General features: G+C 45.7%; 18 protein-coding genes. 1 reads left to right on the forward strand and 17 read right to left on the reverse strand.

What is annotated here, in order from left to right; translation table 11 throughout:
* Positions 1-4: 4 nt before the first annotated feature.
* The gene (locus ACDJ58_RS23875) at positions 5-319 is read right to left on the reverse strand and encodes a hypothetical protein (RefSeq protein WP_413373263.1); all 315 of its coding nucleotides are present in this window, start codon (positions 317-319) and stop codon (positions 5-7) included.
* Between the two features lie 187 nt (positions 320-506).
* Here ACDJ58_RS23875 and ACDJ58_RS23880 point away from each other — a divergent pair, with 187 nt between their 5' ends.
* A complete protein-coding gene (locus ACDJ58_RS23880; protein ID WP_413373265.1) occupies positions 507-1,040 on the forward strand; it encodes a zinc ribbon domain-containing protein in 534 nt (177 codons plus the stop codon).
* A 53-nt stretch (positions 1,041-1,093) separates the two neighbouring features.
* Here the strand turns inward: ACDJ58_RS23880 and ACDJ58_RS23885 are convergent, their stop codons facing one another.
* The 16 genes from ACDJ58_RS23885 to ACDJ58_RS23960 form a co-directional block, all read right to left on the reverse strand.
* The gene (locus ACDJ58_RS23885; protein ID WP_413379804.1) at positions 1,094-1,381 is read right to left on the reverse strand and encodes a YolD-like family protein; all 288 of its coding nucleotides are present in this window, start codon (positions 1,379-1,381) and stop codon (positions 1,094-1,096) included.
* Between the two features lie 59 nt (positions 1,382-1,440).
* On the reverse strand, positions 1,441-1,728 hold the full coding sequence (locus ACDJ58_RS23890; protein ID WP_413373267.1) for a hypothetical protein: 288 nt from the start codon (positions 1,726-1,728) through the stop codon (positions 1,441-1,443).
* A 324-nt stretch (positions 1,729-2,052) separates the two neighbouring features.
* Positions 2,053-2,544, reverse strand: coding sequence for a phage holin, LLH family (locus tag ACDJ58_RS23895; RefSeq protein ID WP_413373269.1), 492 nt, complete (start codon positions 2,542-2,544; stop codon positions 2,053-2,055).
* A complete protein-coding gene (locus ACDJ58_RS23900) occupies positions 2,544-3,260 on the reverse strand; it encodes a M23 family metallopeptidase (protein WP_413373271.1) in 717 nt (238 codons plus the stop codon). Before ACDJ58_RS23900 ends, ACDJ58_RS23895 begins: the two co-directional genes overlap by 1 nt.
* A 1-nt stretch (position 3,261) precedes the next feature.
* The gene (locus ACDJ58_RS23905) at positions 3,262-3,660 is read right to left on the reverse strand and encodes a hypothetical protein (protein WP_413373273.1); all 399 of its coding nucleotides are present in this window, start codon (positions 3,658-3,660) and stop codon (positions 3,262-3,264) included.
* A 70-nt stretch (positions 3,661-3,730) separates the two neighbouring features.
* Positions 3,731-3,871, reverse strand: a complete 141-nt coding sequence (locus tag ACDJ58_RS23910; RefSeq protein ID WP_413373275.1) for an XkdX family protein — start codon at positions 3,869-3,871, stop codon at positions 3,731-3,733.
* A complete protein-coding gene (locus ACDJ58_RS23915; RefSeq protein ID WP_413373277.1) occupies positions 3,868-4,380 on the reverse strand; it encodes a hypothetical protein in 513 nt (170 codons plus the stop codon). The genes ACDJ58_RS23910 and ACDJ58_RS23915 overlap by 4 nt, the downstream gene beginning before the upstream one ends.
* Positions 4,377-5,819 (reverse strand): hypothetical protein, encoded by a 1,443-nt coding sequence (locus tag ACDJ58_RS23920; protein ID WP_413373279.1) that lies wholly within the window; start codon positions 5,817-5,819, stop codon positions 4,377-4,379. The genes ACDJ58_RS23915 and ACDJ58_RS23920 overlap by 4 nt, the downstream gene beginning before the upstream one ends.
* A gap of 1 nt (position 5,820) precedes the next feature.
* Positions 5,821-6,915, reverse strand: a complete 1,095-nt coding sequence (locus ACDJ58_RS23925; protein WP_413373281.1) for a siphovirus ReqiPepy6 Gp37-like family protein — start codon at positions 6,913-6,915, stop codon at positions 5,821-5,823.
* A gap of 3 nt (positions 6,916-6,918) precedes the next feature.
* Positions 6,919-7,779, reverse strand: a complete 861-nt coding sequence (locus tag ACDJ58_RS23930) for a phage tail family protein (RefSeq protein WP_413373283.1) — start codon at positions 7,777-7,779, stop codon at positions 6,919-6,921.
* A gap of 12 nt (positions 7,780-7,791) precedes the next feature.
* Complete coding sequence (locus tag ACDJ58_RS23935) at positions 7,792-11,445, reverse strand: phage tail tape measure protein (protein WP_413373285.1); 3,654 nt, start codon at positions 11,443-11,445, stop codon at positions 7,792-7,794.
* A gap of 195 nt (positions 11,446-11,640) precedes the next feature.
* Positions 11,641-12,717 carry a hypothetical protein gene (locus tag ACDJ58_RS23940; protein ID WP_413373287.1) on the reverse strand — a complete coding sequence of 359 codons (1,077 nt, stop codon included), beginning with the start codon at positions 12,715-12,717 and terminating at the stop codon, positions 11,641-11,643.
* Positions 12,718-12,887: 170 nt separating this feature from the next.
* A complete protein-coding gene (locus tag ACDJ58_RS23945; protein WP_413373288.1) occupies positions 12,888-13,784 on the reverse strand; it encodes a phage tail tape measure protein in 897 nt (298 codons plus the stop codon).
* 15 nt (positions 13,785-13,799) lie between these two features.
* A complete protein-coding gene (locus ACDJ58_RS23950) occupies positions 13,800-13,958 on the reverse strand; it encodes a hypothetical protein (RefSeq protein WP_413373290.1) in 159 nt (52 codons plus the stop codon).
* Between the two features lie 65 nt (positions 13,959-14,023).
* On the reverse strand, positions 14,024-14,335 hold the full coding sequence (locus ACDJ58_RS23955) for a hypothetical protein (protein ID WP_413373292.1): 312 nt from the start codon (positions 14,333-14,335) through the stop codon (positions 14,024-14,026).
* Positions 14,336-14,394: 59 nt separating this feature from the next.
* Complete coding sequence (locus ACDJ58_RS23960; protein WP_413373294.1) at positions 14,395-14,781, reverse strand: HK97-gp10 family putative phage morphogenesis protein; 387 nt, start codon at positions 14,779-14,781, stop codon at positions 14,395-14,397.
* Position 14,782: the final 1 nt, after the last annotated feature.

The raw sequence follows: 14,782 nt of genomic DNA on the forward strand, positions 1-14,782 counted from the left end.
CCCTTTATTCTGGCTTCTCTTTTGTGCGCCACTCTTCCATTTTTTCCTGGTATTCATCAATCGATGGTTTGAACCAGAATGGTCTTGTACCCACCATAACATCAGGCTCAGGAAACATTTTGTTTTTGCGAACATGATGCATATTCTTTGGATCTGCTCCAATCTGGGTAGCTACCTCTTTGCTTCCTAGGAGTGGTGGGTATTTCTTCCCACGTATAATTCTTCTGGCTTCTTCCAGTTCGTCCACAAGTGCAGTGAGCTGCTCCCCGACCTCTCCTCCAATCTGATCAGCCAGTTCTCGGTACTGATTCAAGGTCAATGCTCATTCCTCCTTAAATTTCCTATTTGCTTGTCTGGATTAAATATACGGTAAAGCCGTATGTTTTACAAGAAGTATTTTCATAGATAAACCAGAATTATAGGGAAATTATAGAAATGCCTTCATAGGTCTGTTAGACTACTTATAATTACCTCCAGAAAATTGGAGATGTCAAAGGTGATGCCAATTGAAAAAGTGTCCTTATTGCGCTGAAGAAATCCAGGATGAAGCAATCAAGTGTAAGCACTGCGGGAGTATGTTGTCTGATAATGCTGGCCCCGAACCAACTCAAACGCCAGAGTTGACTTCACCACCGGAGCCTGTGCAGCAGCAAGAGAAAAAGCCTAACCCTCTGGCTATTGGATGTATCGGTCTTATTGTTCTCGTATTCTTTTTTGGTCTGACCTTCTGTAGCAACAATAAAAGCAACTTGAACTCAACCAGCAAAGCAACATCGACTAAAAACGTATTAACTGGAGATCGTGGATACATAAATCAAAACACCTATGTAGGTCTGACAAAAGACGATCTTGAATTGGTTATCAAATACTACATCGCTAATAACGATAATGGTATAAATGAAATGATCGTTTCGGGCAAAGTGTATAAAGTTAAGTCTGGAACAGAGGTAAACATAGCGGGCAGCTCTTTAACAAATTTGAAAGTCAGCTTCCCCGGTGGATCCGGATGGGTACCTAGGGAATACGTATCTAAAGAGTAACCTTAATACCGAAAGAGCAGGAGGTCATTGTCCTCACTGCTCTTTTTTGTCGTTTATGTAACTGAAATGATAGTAGCCAGCTTGATGTACTTCCAATCCCCGTCCTCAAAAACCAGTTTAATTTCCTTAAGGAATGTGTTTACCACTGATACGATACCTTCATACACCTTATCCTCAATGGGATCAAAGACTGTGACACGAACGCGAATGCGCTGGTGAAAGGAGTCGTTCAGCAAGGAGTAAATAAGCTGCAATTCCTGCTCGTCTAACATAGGCTTTTCCTTCTCCAGCATTTCCTCCTGTTGTGCCAACCATGCCTCCCTATGCTCTGGCATAATCATCCTTGAGCTTTCATACAATCCGTTTCCCTCAAGTCTACTTCGCACGGTAGCACCTCCATTCAGTATTCAGTCCAATAGTTAAGGTTATTAGCCGCTGGTGGTCTATGATCAACCTTAGGTCGTTCCCCCTCGCGTTCCCAACCCTCTAGGATGACGATATTAGCCGTATCCGACTTATCCTCCCAGTGTATGTACCGTGCGTCTATAAGGGCCTCCAATGCAGCCATTACGTCCGCCTTATACTTGCCTGTTTTAACCGTCAATTCGTGGACAGTTGGCAAGCGTCGCCGTCCGCTGCTGTAGTTGTATAAGATCCGTAATACCTTTCGTTCATAATCAGATAACATGACTCTGCCCCCTATGCTGTTGTTCTTATCGGATAGCATGCCAGCAAACCTGATTCGCGAAATGTCCGTGGCTGACCTGACAATAAATCATCAGCTTTGATCATCCCTGAACGTATACTTTTGACCTGTATTCTCCGCTTTGTGATCTTCCCACTTTGATCCTCATAAATGATTTCAACTAACCAACCCAAGTATTTTACTGGCATATTCACCCCTCCAAACAAGAACGTTTGTTTGTATTATATGCGAACAATCGTTCGTTATTCAAGAAGAAAATAACTCCATCAGCAATCAACCAATGGAGTTATTGCCATTGTTTATCTGTCACCCAGACTGGACCGCCTTCTCAATTTCCGCCCTTAAAACTTTAGCAACCGCCTCAGGATTAGCGTTATCATGACTGATTGTGATTTGCGGAACCACACTTGTAGTACCCTGTTGATTTGGCACTTTATCCAGCTTCACCCACGCCTCTTGAATCTTGGTCTTAACCTCGTCTCGTGTGTGGTTAATACCCAATCCACGTAGTTTATCCAACGCATAATTCAAGGCGACATCCATCTTTTCAGATCCGGCCAACTTCTCGGCTGCGTACTCTGCCTTAACATAAGCTTCCTGCGCAATACTCCATAGCGTATTCTGTAAAGACTCTGTACCTAAAGCCTTGGTAGCCTGCCTTTTTGCGGTGATGTACTTGCCAAGCTCTTTCCACTTTCGCAACAGAAAAATACCCACTGCTGCAATGAACAACGTAATAACAGCAAAAAGCACATCCGTAATGACCGGACGTGCCAGTTCATTCCATACTGTGTCCATCACTTACCCGCCTCCTTAGTGACTTTTATTCCTTTTTCCTTACGGTACTCAATCACAAGTAACCGCCAAAATTCATAACTGCCCGTCTCGTCTGCAATGTAATCCTTGTAGTGCTCATACGCCGTTTTTGCCCAGTCCGGGCATGGCATATTGGCTTTGGCCTTCTCAGCCTTGATCCACTCCGCCTGTGCCTTTGATGTGGCCTCCAGATCCTCAACCCGTTTCTTTTCTTCTGCCGTCATTGGCTCGTCCCCCTTATCAGTTGTAGGCTGCTGCCCGTAATAATTTACAAGGTACTGTGTCGGCTCCACTACACCGGATTCATCCACCGTGAACCCATATGACGGACTGGATTTCTTCCGGATCTCATAATGCAGATGTGCCCCAGTACTAACCCCAGTGCTACCCTGGTTTCCTACCTTCTCACCTTGTTTAACTCGCTGACCGACTGAAACGTTGACCGACGATAGATGAGCATAGATATGAAGGTATCCTTTGTCATCCTTAATAGCGACTGTGTTCCCGTATCCGCCGAATCCTGACCCCGTGACACCCATCTTAGCGTGTAACACCTCGCCGCCTACAAAAGCGTACAGAGGGCCGTTTGACGGGCTTATAACAAGGTCCACGCCCTTATGGAATTTCCGCGTCTTGTACACCGGGTGAATACGCCAGCCGAATGGACTGGTTAAACGAAATCCCTCGAATGGATTCATGTTACAATCCTCCCTTAACGAAAATTGCCGTCACGATAGCAATGACCGTTCCACCTAATACAAACTGCAGAAAGCTCATCCACTGCTTCTGACTGGTTGTTCTCTCCTTGACACTGTCCTGCTGCGTCTGCTGGAGCCAACTGAACAGCTTCATTTCAAGCGTGTCGATCTTAGTCATGACCTGGTCAAACTGCAGTTGCATCATACGTGTGGAGTCCTTGAGTTGCCTGATCTCGTCGTCATGCCTGCCTGTAGTTTGTTCGATAAGCTTAAACCTGGCTTCGTCTGATAATGTCTGCGCAGTCAAGCGTGTGAATTCCGCGCTCAGATTCTGCAATTGCGCTGTTAACTCGTCGGTTTTCGTGCGTAATTTTTCAATTGTCAGCCCCTCCTCAGGCATTCCGCTCCCCCCCACTTCTCTCTATATTTGGACACAAAAAAACACGCTCCATTTATCGGGCGTGCCGTCTCTATTGATATTCAATGCCTGTGATCTGCCCATACTGCTCAGGTGTAATTTCCCCAAACGGGTTGCTATCTGTGAGCACTGCAATCCTCAGCGCTTCAGCAGTTACCCATTTCATTCGAAAAGCGAGAGACCAGAATGTCATGCTTGTTCACCCCCCTTCAGTTGGATGATTTCAAGCTTAGCTGCTGCCAGCTCTTGACCCAAAGAGGTGATCGTTTGTTGTTGCTGGATGCTCTGCACCTTCACGTTGGTCAATCCATCACCGAGGCTGTTGATTACCGTTTGGTTCTCAATCCCTTGTAGCTTCATTTCAGCCATTTGACCACCTAACGAACCTACCTGTTCCGAGAGCGCTGGACGCGGCTCTTGTGGGGTTTCGGGATCGTTAGGGTCGGGATAAGTGAATAATGGTTCCATCGTTTCAAGATCGATGCGGGTAATGATTCCGCCAATTTTATAATCTGCCTCGAACGCTCCGTATTCAAACTGAATCATTTCAACCGATTCAGGAACTCGCTCAGATAGCGTAACGTAAGAAGTAAAGTCCTGCTCAGTATTCGTCTCAATAACACCACCTGAACGCTCTCCAATTTCCTGAATGACATTCCCTGTATCTTTGTCATAGTAAACCTTCGCCCCTATTTCTATCATCCGAAAGCCTCCCATCTGTATAAAACATTTCCCGTCGTAACAGGTAAACAGAAACTTGTATCATTCATGTAGCCTCGTGCGTTTGACCCTGCCCCTGTGTACTCATTTATCTTTATAAATTCAATTATGTTACTTTGTGTTGTGTTGAGAATTGAACAATAATTAAACGTAGTCCCACTTGCATTAGGGGCGGCGTTGTTGAAAGCAAACGTATACGTACTGACATCGCGAGTGCCAAGAACCTGCCTTGTGACGACAACTACTGTAGGCCTGAATGTTAGCCCAGTTACTAAAAGAGGGTATGCTCCATAACTAATGTCGTTGTAACTTGTGAACTGTATTGACGTAGCAGGGCTAGTGATTAATCCTGTTGCATATTTTTTTGCAACCCTACCCTCTACTTTTATCGGGAAATCGTAAATACCAGAAGGCAACACCTGATCAGTTTCGCCCGGAACAACAATTGTCTCCGATGTATTTCTAGTTATAAGCGCTCCAGTCACTATACCTGAATCAGTACCGATTGTTTTTGTGGACCTCACATCCCCAGCTACTGCTGTACCATACTCACCCCCTTCACCCTGTAAGATAAAAGACGTTCCGTTGTAGACAAGCGAATAAACCGATGCGGATCGGAGACTATTTGCAGTCAATGCACTGCCGTTTGATTTCAGGATAGCTTTCGCACCCAAACCATTTACGTTTATTGTTGCTGCTCCAGTGTTCGCGGCATTAATTCTTATAGTAGCCCTAAGACCGGCAACGAGTGCTGTAGGCGCAGGATTCAAAGTCACTGAGTACACATTCCCACTGTTGGTAGTTGCTCCATAGCCACCTGTGAGGACGCGATTATCAACGTATTGCGTTGTTGCAAAACCTTCCTGTTGCACATCCCTGATGAAGTCATCCCACTGCTGTTGGAATACAGTAGTATCTACCTTTACAAGCGAGTTGACAAGACCGCACACAGCATTGTTTAAACGCTCATCAGTGATGTTAGCCTGTGTGATGATGGTTGAGTTTGCCGGGACGAGAACTTGCGCAATGGAAATGTCGTACTGAGTGCCCGACCTAACCAATGGCGGCGGTGTCGGGGTCGTTGCAGGATTACCCTGCAAAACAACCATCCTCACCAATCTAACAGCAGTGCTTGTATCTAATCTGATTACGATCCTATCTATTCTGGCCTGTGCAGTTGCTGGTTGTATCGGCAAAGATAACGGGCCATCATAGATGCTGTACACATATCCATTAATCCAAGCGTAGCCCGGACTGACCGAAACATTAGCATCTAACCCCGTAGCAGTCGGATTAAGAAACTGGCCACCATTAAAGACACCGTTGGTCAGTATCTGAGCGAAGTAATCAGCGAAGTCCCTTGCTGGATACGCCCGAATATCATCTGATGTCGAGTCGAAAAAACCTGATTTTTCAGGCATGTTATCCGCTCCTTTTTACGTTGTTTTTAAGTTGCTTCACGAACTGAGTAATCGTCGGTATCTCGTCACCAAGCGATACCTCTATTTTTGATTCTGGCTCGAAAATCTCTTTAACCTCAGTTATCCTACTATCCAAAGTAAGACCCCAATTTTTGTTTTGAACGGTAACGATGTCCCCCAGATCCCAGTCCTTTTCAAATACGAAACTACGAGTATCCAGGATCCTTCCGTCGAAGGTAATGATCCGTTTTTGCTCAGATAGCTTTTGGTTGCCCATTTCCACTAGCTCGGCAGCATCTTCAGCGCTCGAACAATCCAGAAACACCTCACGTCTGTCCAGTCCCGAACCCGAGCCTACCATTTGGATTAGGCGATCCTCGTATTCCCCTTGACCACCTGCGTACCCGATGTTCTTATACTGTTGGTCCGAGTCCACAAACGACTGAGATTCGATGTTGTCGAAATCGTGGGAGAATATCACAGGTGGTCTGTCTGATTGTCCTGCGGTCAGATTCCGACCCTCCAACACTTCGAACACCCACTTGTGGGATGTATAATCCAGTGACACATACCAACCGATATCACACCACTCTGCAATCTCCTGTATGACAACGTTCAATGGTTCGAATCTGGTTTGCCAAGGTGTTTCTTTACCCCGACCTTGATTAGTTGCATTGGCGAAGAATGGGACGCGTCTGGCAACCACAGAGCTGTTTATTAGGTGATTGTTCACATAGTGTTTCATCACCGTTTCGGCAGGTCCACGCACTCGATCGAAGTTATCCGTTACAGTGACCCGCCTATCAAGAGCGCCACCAAGAGTAGGCCCTTTAATGATCAGGGTTTCGATTCCTTTGTCATCCTGACCGATTTGGCGATATTGGATAATCCCGGATTTATGTCCTTTGTTGTCAATAACGATGATGTTCTCTTTTTGCAGTTTGTCGACATGTTGCTTATGAAGTGCAATGTGCAACTCAAATTCCCCAGATCGATAAAACCTCCGGGTTAACTGCAAACTTTCGTAATCGTCAATCTCGCCCAACAGATTAAAATCTCTATCCAGAATACGAACAGATGGTATTTTGATCTCCATCGATCACCCACCCCCATATCGGTTGTACCAGTAGATTGTAACAATCGCCACCGCCCTGTCGCCTTCTCGGTCACTGTCGTACCTCAGCATGTTTTGCCCCGGCAAGAGTTGGAAGAAGGTGCTGCCCAGGTCGATCCAGTGGAACACATTTGTCCTAGTGCCATCAGGATTGACGACCTCAACCCGCTTCTGACCAAAGTTTGTGGTAATGACCAAAACATCTTCCTCTGAAAGATCATAATTAACCTTGATGTATTCGCCTGTAGTGTCGTTAATAACAACCGGATTAAGCGCCGGACCCTGGTAATGGATCTCTACAGGCGTTTCAACATCTCCGTCATTTTGGAATATCCCCCGATACGCACTTAGTGCGAATTGAGTTGGTAAGCGAAGAGGGAAAATCATGCCGCTCTCTTCGAACCTTAACCCTTTTGATATCCGGGTCACATCTGTGAAATATGGATCTGGACAAATGAAATTTATTACAAATGGCTGGTTATTCACAATGCGTTTATCATCGAAATCAGGAGTGCCCTCAGCCACGGCTTTAATTGAATAGCTTCGAGCTGAGTTGGTGTAAACCAATGTTCCTAGTCCAAGCTTGGGATTGAGTATCCTCATAAAGTCACGCCGATACTGAAACATCTGTTGACGAGTGCTGGCAATGATACCACCTTTTATTCCAATTGGTCGCTCTGCCAAGTTCATTCCAATGAATGAGGACCCATCCTGATAGGGAGATTTACTTGATAGGATGTTGGCAGGTACGCCACCAACACCTGTGATAGTTTCCATATAAAACGGCTTTGAGGTGCCAAAAACAAGGCTCTCACCGCGTGAATTTGTAAATGTGACCTTTTCCAATCTGGCACCTCCTTAATAAGCCATTTTTTGTGCTGCCTGCTGAGTTGCACGAGCGACATCACTCGGAGACGTCACCTTGCTATTAAAGTTGTTGACGACTTCAACCTTAACGGCAGTTCTTGTCTCCGTCCCGCTGCTTGATGAACCGCCACCAGACGATGTTCCTCCACCGCCTCCGCCGCCACTAACTGCATTCAGTGCGGATACCGCCGAACTTCTAGCAGCATCAATCTGAGCATTAATGGATGAAATGAGTGATTGGATTTGATCAACCTTTTCCTTAAACCCTTGATACATCTTTTCACCAAGCGTTTGTCCAGTGGTGTTGTACGCATCACCAAAGCCATCAAGCAATTTAATGATGTCCTCCTGTTGATTCTGGACAATCATCTTCTCAGCCTCAGCTTGGATCTTCTTGGCATCCAGCATCTTGTCATACGTTGCCTGTGTCTCCACCAGTTGGGCATTAAGGGAAGCCTTTTGCGTCTCGTACAGAGCGTTTATCCTTGCAACATCGGCGTCATAGTCTGCTTGCATGATTTCTTTTTTAAGAGCCAAATTATCCTTGATTGCCTGCGTCTCAGCAGTTAACTTTTCCTTCAACGTTTGCTGCTCTGCCTTAAGCGCATCCTTTGTATCCTGGAGCTGTTCCTGCCGATGACGTTCATTTTGATCAGCTATGACCTTGTTCAGTTCCTTTTGCAGTTGCGCTTTGTTGAAATCATCATGTTCGTATTCAATCATTCCATTGAGGCGGTCAATCTTCTTTTGATCGTCTGCGTCCAACTCAGCCCGGCTCCGTTGCTGCTCAGCTTTATCAAGCGCATCAAGTTGCGCCTGTATCGCTTCGATTTGAGCATTAACCACACTGTTGATTCGTGCAATTTCTTCGTCTGCGGCCTTCTGTGCGGCTTCTACACGAGCGTTGTAAACAGTCTTTATAGAATCAAGCTGACTGGTTTTCCAAGCCTCATTCGCGCTTATAGAATCTTTGATAGCCTCTTCTGCGACTTTCTTCTCGGCCTGGTACTTGGCCTTTAGCGCATCCTGAATTCCTTTGGAGAGGTTGTTGATGCTGTCGATCTGCTCCTTCTTGTTTTGCTCCAGGATCTTTTTCTCATCTTCAGCATATTTCCGAGCTAGGTTTAGACGGTCATTGGTTTGAACCCTGATAGCCTCGGTGACTTCTCGCTCAATGTCCTTTTTCTCCTGAGCGCTATACCGGGAATCCTTCATCACTTTTTCGAGATAGTTTTTGTTGAGCCAGATCTGATCGTTCATCAACTTATCTTCGAGTTTATATTTCTCCTCAGCGGTCAACTCTTCTTGAGCCAGACGATCCTCGTAAGCCGCTCTAAGCATTTTGCTCGTGTACTCGGTAGCTTCCTTACGGACTTCCTTTTCCTTCTCAATCTTTCGTTGAGTGGCTTCGAAAATCATGTCGTCGATACGCTCGCGTTCTTCTGCGGAGTCCGCATACAGCGATTTGATCCGTTTCAGGCGATTGATCTCGTCATTTTCATTGAGTTTGCCAAGCGTCTTGGAGCGATCGTAATCTTTCAACGCCTTGTCCAACGACTTGTCTCCAAGCTCTTTTTTGACCGCATAGATTCGTTCCTCTATCTCCATGCGTTCGTCAGCCGTTTTGACATACTTGGCCTTGATGGTCTCAAGAGTTTTCAGCTCACTCTCAAGCGTAAGTTGATCCATTTTCTTTTTATGCTCCATCTGCTTGTACGCAGCATCCAAAGCAGCATTTTCGTAAGCTTTTTCGGCTGGAGTCTTCTTGGACTTTGCACCCCCACCGCCCTTTTTCTTGCCACCAGGAAGGTCGAGGTTAGCTGCACTGGGGATGTTAACAGGCGGTACGGTGATAGGTGGAAGTTTGATATCCTCTGGTTTCATATCAAGCAACGCCTGCAATGATGCAGCTTCTCCGCGCAAGCGGGTCAATTGATCGTTCATCTTTTGAACGGCAGCCTCAGCCAGTCCACTTGCACCAGTTATTTTTGATATACCCTCAGCAATTGTGATTGCCGCTTCTTGTTTGGCGATGGCTGTTTTTTTCTCTTGCAGAGCTTCCTGAGCTTTAACTTGGATGCTTATCCATTCAGCCTCTATTTCCTGACGCTTGACCAAGAGGAGCCCTTTTACAGCCTCGGTGTTGATACCTGTTGCAGTCGCGAACTGCGGGAATTGATCGATCAGACTTTTTTGAGCTGACGCCCATTCCTGCGATCCCTTTTTGGCATTGAGGTAGGATTTCAGTACATTTTCGGTGCTGGCTATTTGCTGGTTACGCACGGCAATAGCTCGCGCCATTTCATTAATCTCAGATGTCGTAGCTTTCTGAGCATTTTTGATAGCCGTTGAATACGTATCAGTAGCTGCTTTAATTTCTTTGAGCGACTTAGTTGTTAATTTTCCTTCATCCGAAATGTACTCCAGATCAATCCCGAATTCTCTTGCAGTCTTGCGCAGGTCATCCAACTCGACCCCCAGTTCATCCGCGGCAAAAACCAAAGCTTTCATGTTGTTGCCCATAGCTGCTGCATTGGAATCATTTGCTGTCTCCACAAGGAGTTTGTATGAATCAGCAAGCTCGTTCAGCTTTTGAATTTTCTCCTCAGTCGATGCTATTTCTGCCCGGTCAATCCCGTTCTGTTGAACTACCTGTAACGACTCCTGGGCCGCCTGCAATTCTTCCGTTGCTTGTTTCGCGTTATATAGCCCGGTCGTCAAGATAGCAGCTGCTGCGGCAACGGCAGTCAACGCCAGTCCCAACGGGTTGGTCGCTAAAAACACCATCGCTGTTCCAAGCGCCTTTACAACCGGTATAAGTGCAGATATTGAGATAGTGAGTTGTCCAACGATGAGTAAAGCAGGGCCCAGCGCGGCGACCACAGCAGCAATCGTAATGATTGTGGTTTGCGTGGATTGATCAAAACTAGCGAATGTCTCAGCTCCGCGAATCAAACCTTGAATAACAGGTTCAATTGCAGCAAAAGCAGCCATAAGCGCGGGTACAAGTGCGTCACCGAGCGTTATGGCTGCGTCCATTACTCTATTTTTCAAAATCTGCAACTGCGATGCTGTAGTTTCGTATCTCGTTGTTGCCTCATTGGTCAATGCCGTGTTTTCTTCCCAGGCCTTCGTACCAAGTTCCAAAGATTCTCGGAACAAGTCGCCTGCACCAGATGCACGTAGCAATGAGTCACGTACACGTATTTCGGATAATCCCAAGGCATCCAATACCGCAAATGTATTTTCTCCAGCTGCCGACATCCGGGCCAAACCTTCGGTAAAATCAAGAATCGTACCAGCGGCATCAGCTTTAAATGATGCTTGGAATTCTTTCGCACTCATTCCTGCAACCATCGCGAAGTTATTGAGACTCTTGCCCCCAACTTGTACCGCCGTGGCTATCTCAATCATGACTCGGCTGAACGCTGTTCCTCCTGCTTCCGCTTCGATACCAACGGATGACAGAGCCCCACCAAGCGATAATATTTGCGCTTCACTCATGCCGACTTGGTTACCAGCCGCCGCCAAGCGAAGAGACATAGAGACAATTTCACTTTCAGTTGTTGCGAGATTATTCACATTGTTATCGCAAAGGCTTTTTATCCTCTGCTTCTTACGGTTTCCCGTAAGGTCAGCATACATTTTCACCCTCGATTATCACGTTAGGCCGATACGGGGATATCGGAGAAGTTCTTATATTCTTCTGTGCAGACCACTCGTGGGGACATTTTTGCTTCCTATAGCGCTCAGTCCCTATGCGTTACGGTGGCAGGCGGTTTTCCTGCTTACCTCGGTATTAGCATTGGTTTTAAGAAAACAAAAAGACCACTCTTTAATTCAGAGTGATCTAATCGCAGACAAGTGTGATTTTAAAAGACTGGGTATGTCTTCTACATCATAAGGTATTTCGATAAGTGGTATTTCATTGTCAAAGCAGAACTTCTTCTTTATTTCATCTCTTTCTCTCTGCTTTTCCAATGCTTTAACACCACCAAAAATAGATACAGGCTTATAATGTTGAACACCTTGATATTCAATCAGAGCGGCTAACTCTTCAGTATCCTTAAAAATGGCAAAATCAAAAATTAACGGAGCTTTTGACTCACATCCATCGATCTTGTATTGACGGGAGAACAGTAATTCATCTTTTTCCAAATAGTCAGAAATAAGTCTCTCGCCCTTACTCTCTTTACAACGTGGACATCTGTTTCCAGATAGGAACGAATCAGGCTGAACATCCCATTCGTGACCACAAACTTCATGTTTCATTCTCGTTTTTGTCCGGTTGTTTTCGTACTCGCCCAACACTGAGAACTCAGTGCCGACTAAGTCTTTAACACGTTGTTTAAACCCTTCTAATGACATTGATAGTTTTTTGCTAATCACTTTAGGGGCACAACGAGGACATCTATTCCCGCTCATGAATTTAATTGGAGCGACTTCATATACAAGTCCGCATTCTTTGTGAAAAACTTCAACCTTTGCCGTTGCAGACTTATATTCACCCAGCATTTCATATTCCGAGCCGGCAACACTTTTGAATCTGAGAATGAATTCATAATGTGATTTCGAAACCCCTAAGGATATCCTTTTATTTTTACATTTAGGACATCTCCTACCACTTAGAAAATCCCTAGGAGTAACGAGGTAAACGTGACCACAATCAGAATGTTTCACCCTGATTTTAGTTGTATTGTTGACATATTTGTCGATGACTTCATATTCTCCGTTAGCTTTATCTTTCACTTCTTCCAAGAAATTTTCATGTGTCTTACGCTGTGATCGCTTCATTTTTTCATATCCGCATGTTATACAACCACCCGTATAGAATTTGTCTGGTGTGGTTTGAAAAATGCGACCACAAGAAACATGTTTAACTGAGATTGGAGCAGTTGACAGAGTATATTCGCTCATAATCTCGTACTCTGCTCCTTTCAATTCCTTAACACGTATTAAGAAATCTTCGTGTGTGAGCCGCCTCAAATCGAATCATCCCCGATGGCAATTTTTATCACCATTATATCACACTCGGTGGTTGCTAACCACCGAAAAACCTTTAGCCTTCACCGATTTTGGTCTGTGTTTTATGCTACGAGTTTCCTCGCAACCGGGCAACAAATTTTACCCAATCCTACGATTGTAGCCCCTAAACGGTCAAAGTTTTCTTGCGGCATCTGCGTGATGTTTGCAAGACGGGCAAGGTCAGTGGCTGCTTGTGTGCTCGTCATGTTGGTTGCAACACCCAGGTCAGACATGGTCCGGGTAAATGACATGATCGCTTCGTTCTTTATTCCCAACTGACCCGCTGCCTCAGCTACCTCTGCAATAGCCGTTGCGGCTTGTGGTATTTCTTTTGCCATATCACGGATTCCATCACTGAAATCTTGCAATTCCTCTTCTGTCGCATCCACGGTTTTTCTCACGCCAGCGAAGGCTGATTCATAATCAATGGATGCTTTTGTTGCGACTCCCCCAACAGCAGCAAGTGGTGCTGTTAACATCATCGTTAGGCTCTGCCCGGCATTACTCATGGCCCGGCCTGCTGATTCCATCTTTTTAGCTGCTGCATCAAGCGCGGTAGCCATCTTGTTCCAAGCTGATGTTTGTTTCTGAATCTCCGATTCTGTACTTCTCAGAGCGGCATCCATTTTATTGTACTGAGCAACAGCTTTATTCAGCTTATTTTCAAGATTTTCCGTCTCTTTGGCGTCTTTGCCTTTAGACGCTGCAGATTCATCAAACCGTTGTTTTAACTGTATGATCCTCTGTCCTTGAATCTCCATTTGCTTGTTAAGATTCTCAGACTTGGCACGTAGTTGTTCCTCCGCACTGCCAAACGTGCTCAATTTGGATGAAGCTGCTTCAAATTCGGACTGCACCACCCGCATCTGCCGACCCAATTGTGCCATTGACTGCTCAACGCCCGAGTCACTTAATGTCAGCTTGGTGACTAGGTTAGCAACTTCGATTTCATCCGCCATTCCATCACCTCTTTTTTAAATGAATTGGTCAATATATCCGGGTGGCGCAGACGGTTTCTCATTTTCTTTATCAAGCCCATTAACTCGCATATGCACTTCCCACAAACCGAACAGTTTACGTGGTGTGCATCGCCAAAACTCTTGATCCGTCATTCCGAGTAAGACGGTGCCCATGTAATACATCCAGTCCCAATCCCATCCGGTATTTTCACCGTCTGCTGCACCGGAGGATTGGGGAATTAGTTTTTTACGTTCGGTAAATTACCGGTTGCAGCTCTGAGAATCTTGTCCGAAATATCAACGATGACCTCGGGTTCTGTGTATGAGAAAATACTGCCGACTCTTTCAACTGTCAGGCTTCTGTCCTCATGTACTAGACCAGCCCACAGCCACGCTCGGACGTGTTTAAGCCCTCCTGTTTGCAAAGCCTTGACCGCTTCTTGTTTGGTGCCATAAATCTCTTCCAGCTCGATAAATGCATTCAGGTCAAATACGATGTTTCTCGGTTTGTCCAGATTGATCGGGACAGTGACGACGCGCACATTTGACATAAAAGTGTTCCTCCTTCTGTTTTTGAGCATGAAAAAAGAGAGGGGTTCGCCCTCTCCTGCTAACTCAGTGCTTTTCTGAACTCGGATGCCATAAATTGCGTTACCCGAGCTTTTTGTTCATGAAATGATGGATATATAAATGGCTGAGCTGGCATTTTCGATGTTCCTAGCTCCAAAAAGTGAGCCCTCCAACCAGTGGCCTTACCCGGACCGACTGCAACATACTTATCCCCGTCATTTGATCGGACGGAGCTGACTTTAATGTCATCTCTCATATGCAGGTGGTCTATCTCACTGACCGCAACCAATTCGCGCTGAGCCGCTGCGAAAATCTCACCACCTTCACGTAAGGTACTATTCTCCAACTTCTTGGCACCATCACCAAGCTTCTGCCGGATTGCGGCAAGCATCTGATCAACACCTTGCAGTTCGACTTTGCCTGCCATC

The sequence above is a fragment of the Paenibacillus taichungensis genome (genome assembly GCF_047302525.1).
In the GTDB taxonomy this organism is placed as follows: Bacteria; Bacillota; Bacilli; order Paenibacillales; family Paenibacillaceae; genus Paenibacillus; species Paenibacillus taichungensis_B.

Coding starts and splice junctions, on each gene's coding strand:
- ACDJ58_RS23885 (WP_413379804.1), bottom strand. CDS start 1,381: ATGATTATGCCAGAGCATAGGGAGGCATGGTTGGCACAACAGGAGGAA.
- ACDJ58_RS23890 (WP_413373267.1), bottom strand. CDS start 1,728: ATGTTATCTGATTATGAACGAAAGGTATTACGGATCTTATACAACTAC.
- ACDJ58_RS23895 (WP_413373269.1), bottom strand. CDS start 2,544: ATGGACACAGTATGGAATGAACTGGCACGTCCGGTCATTACGGATGTG.
- ACDJ58_RS23900 (WP_413373271.1), bottom strand. CDS start 3,260: ATGAATCCATTCGAGGGATTTCGTTTAACCAGTCCATTCGGCTGGCGT.
- ACDJ58_RS23905 (WP_413373273.1), bottom strand. CDS start 3,660: ATGCCTGAGGAGGGGCTGACAATTGAAAAATTACGCACGAAAACCGAC.
- ACDJ58_RS23910 (WP_413373275.1), bottom strand. CDS start 3,871: ATGACATTCTGGTCTCTCGCTTTTCGAATGAAATGGGTAACTGCTGAA.
- ACDJ58_RS23915 (WP_413373277.1), bottom strand. CDS start 4,380: ATGATAGAAATAGGGGCGAAGGTTTACTATGACAAAGATACAGGGAAT.
- ACDJ58_RS23920 (WP_413373279.1), bottom strand. CDS start 5,819: ATGCCTGAAAAATCAGGTTTTTTCGACTCGACATCAGATGATATTCGG.
- ACDJ58_RS23925 (WP_413373281.1), bottom strand. CDS start 6,915: ATGGAGATCAAAATACCATCTGTTCGTATTCTGGATAGAGATTTTAAT.
- ACDJ58_RS23935 (WP_413373285.1), bottom strand. CDS start 11,445: ATGTATGCTGACCTTACGGGAAACCGTAAGAAGCAGAGGATAAAAAGC.
- ACDJ58_RS23940 (WP_413373287.1), bottom strand. CDS start 12,717: ATGAGCGAATATACTCTGTCAACTGCTCCAATCTCAGTTAAACATGTT.
- ACDJ58_RS23945 (WP_413373288.1), bottom strand. CDS start 13,784: ATGGCGGATGAAATCGAAGTTGCTAACCTAGTCACCAAGCTGACATTA.
- ACDJ58_RS23950 (WP_413373290.1), bottom strand. CDS start 13,958: ATGGGCACCGTCTTACTCGGAATGACGGATCAAGAGTTTTGGCGATGC.
- ACDJ58_RS23955 (WP_413373292.1), bottom strand. CDS start 14,335: ATGTCAAATGTGCGCGTCGTCACTGTCCCGATCAATCTGGACAAACCG.
- ACDJ58_RS23960 (WP_413373294.1), bottom strand. CDS start 14,781: ATGGCAGGCAAAGTCGAACTGCAAGGTGTTGATCAGATGCTTGCCGCA.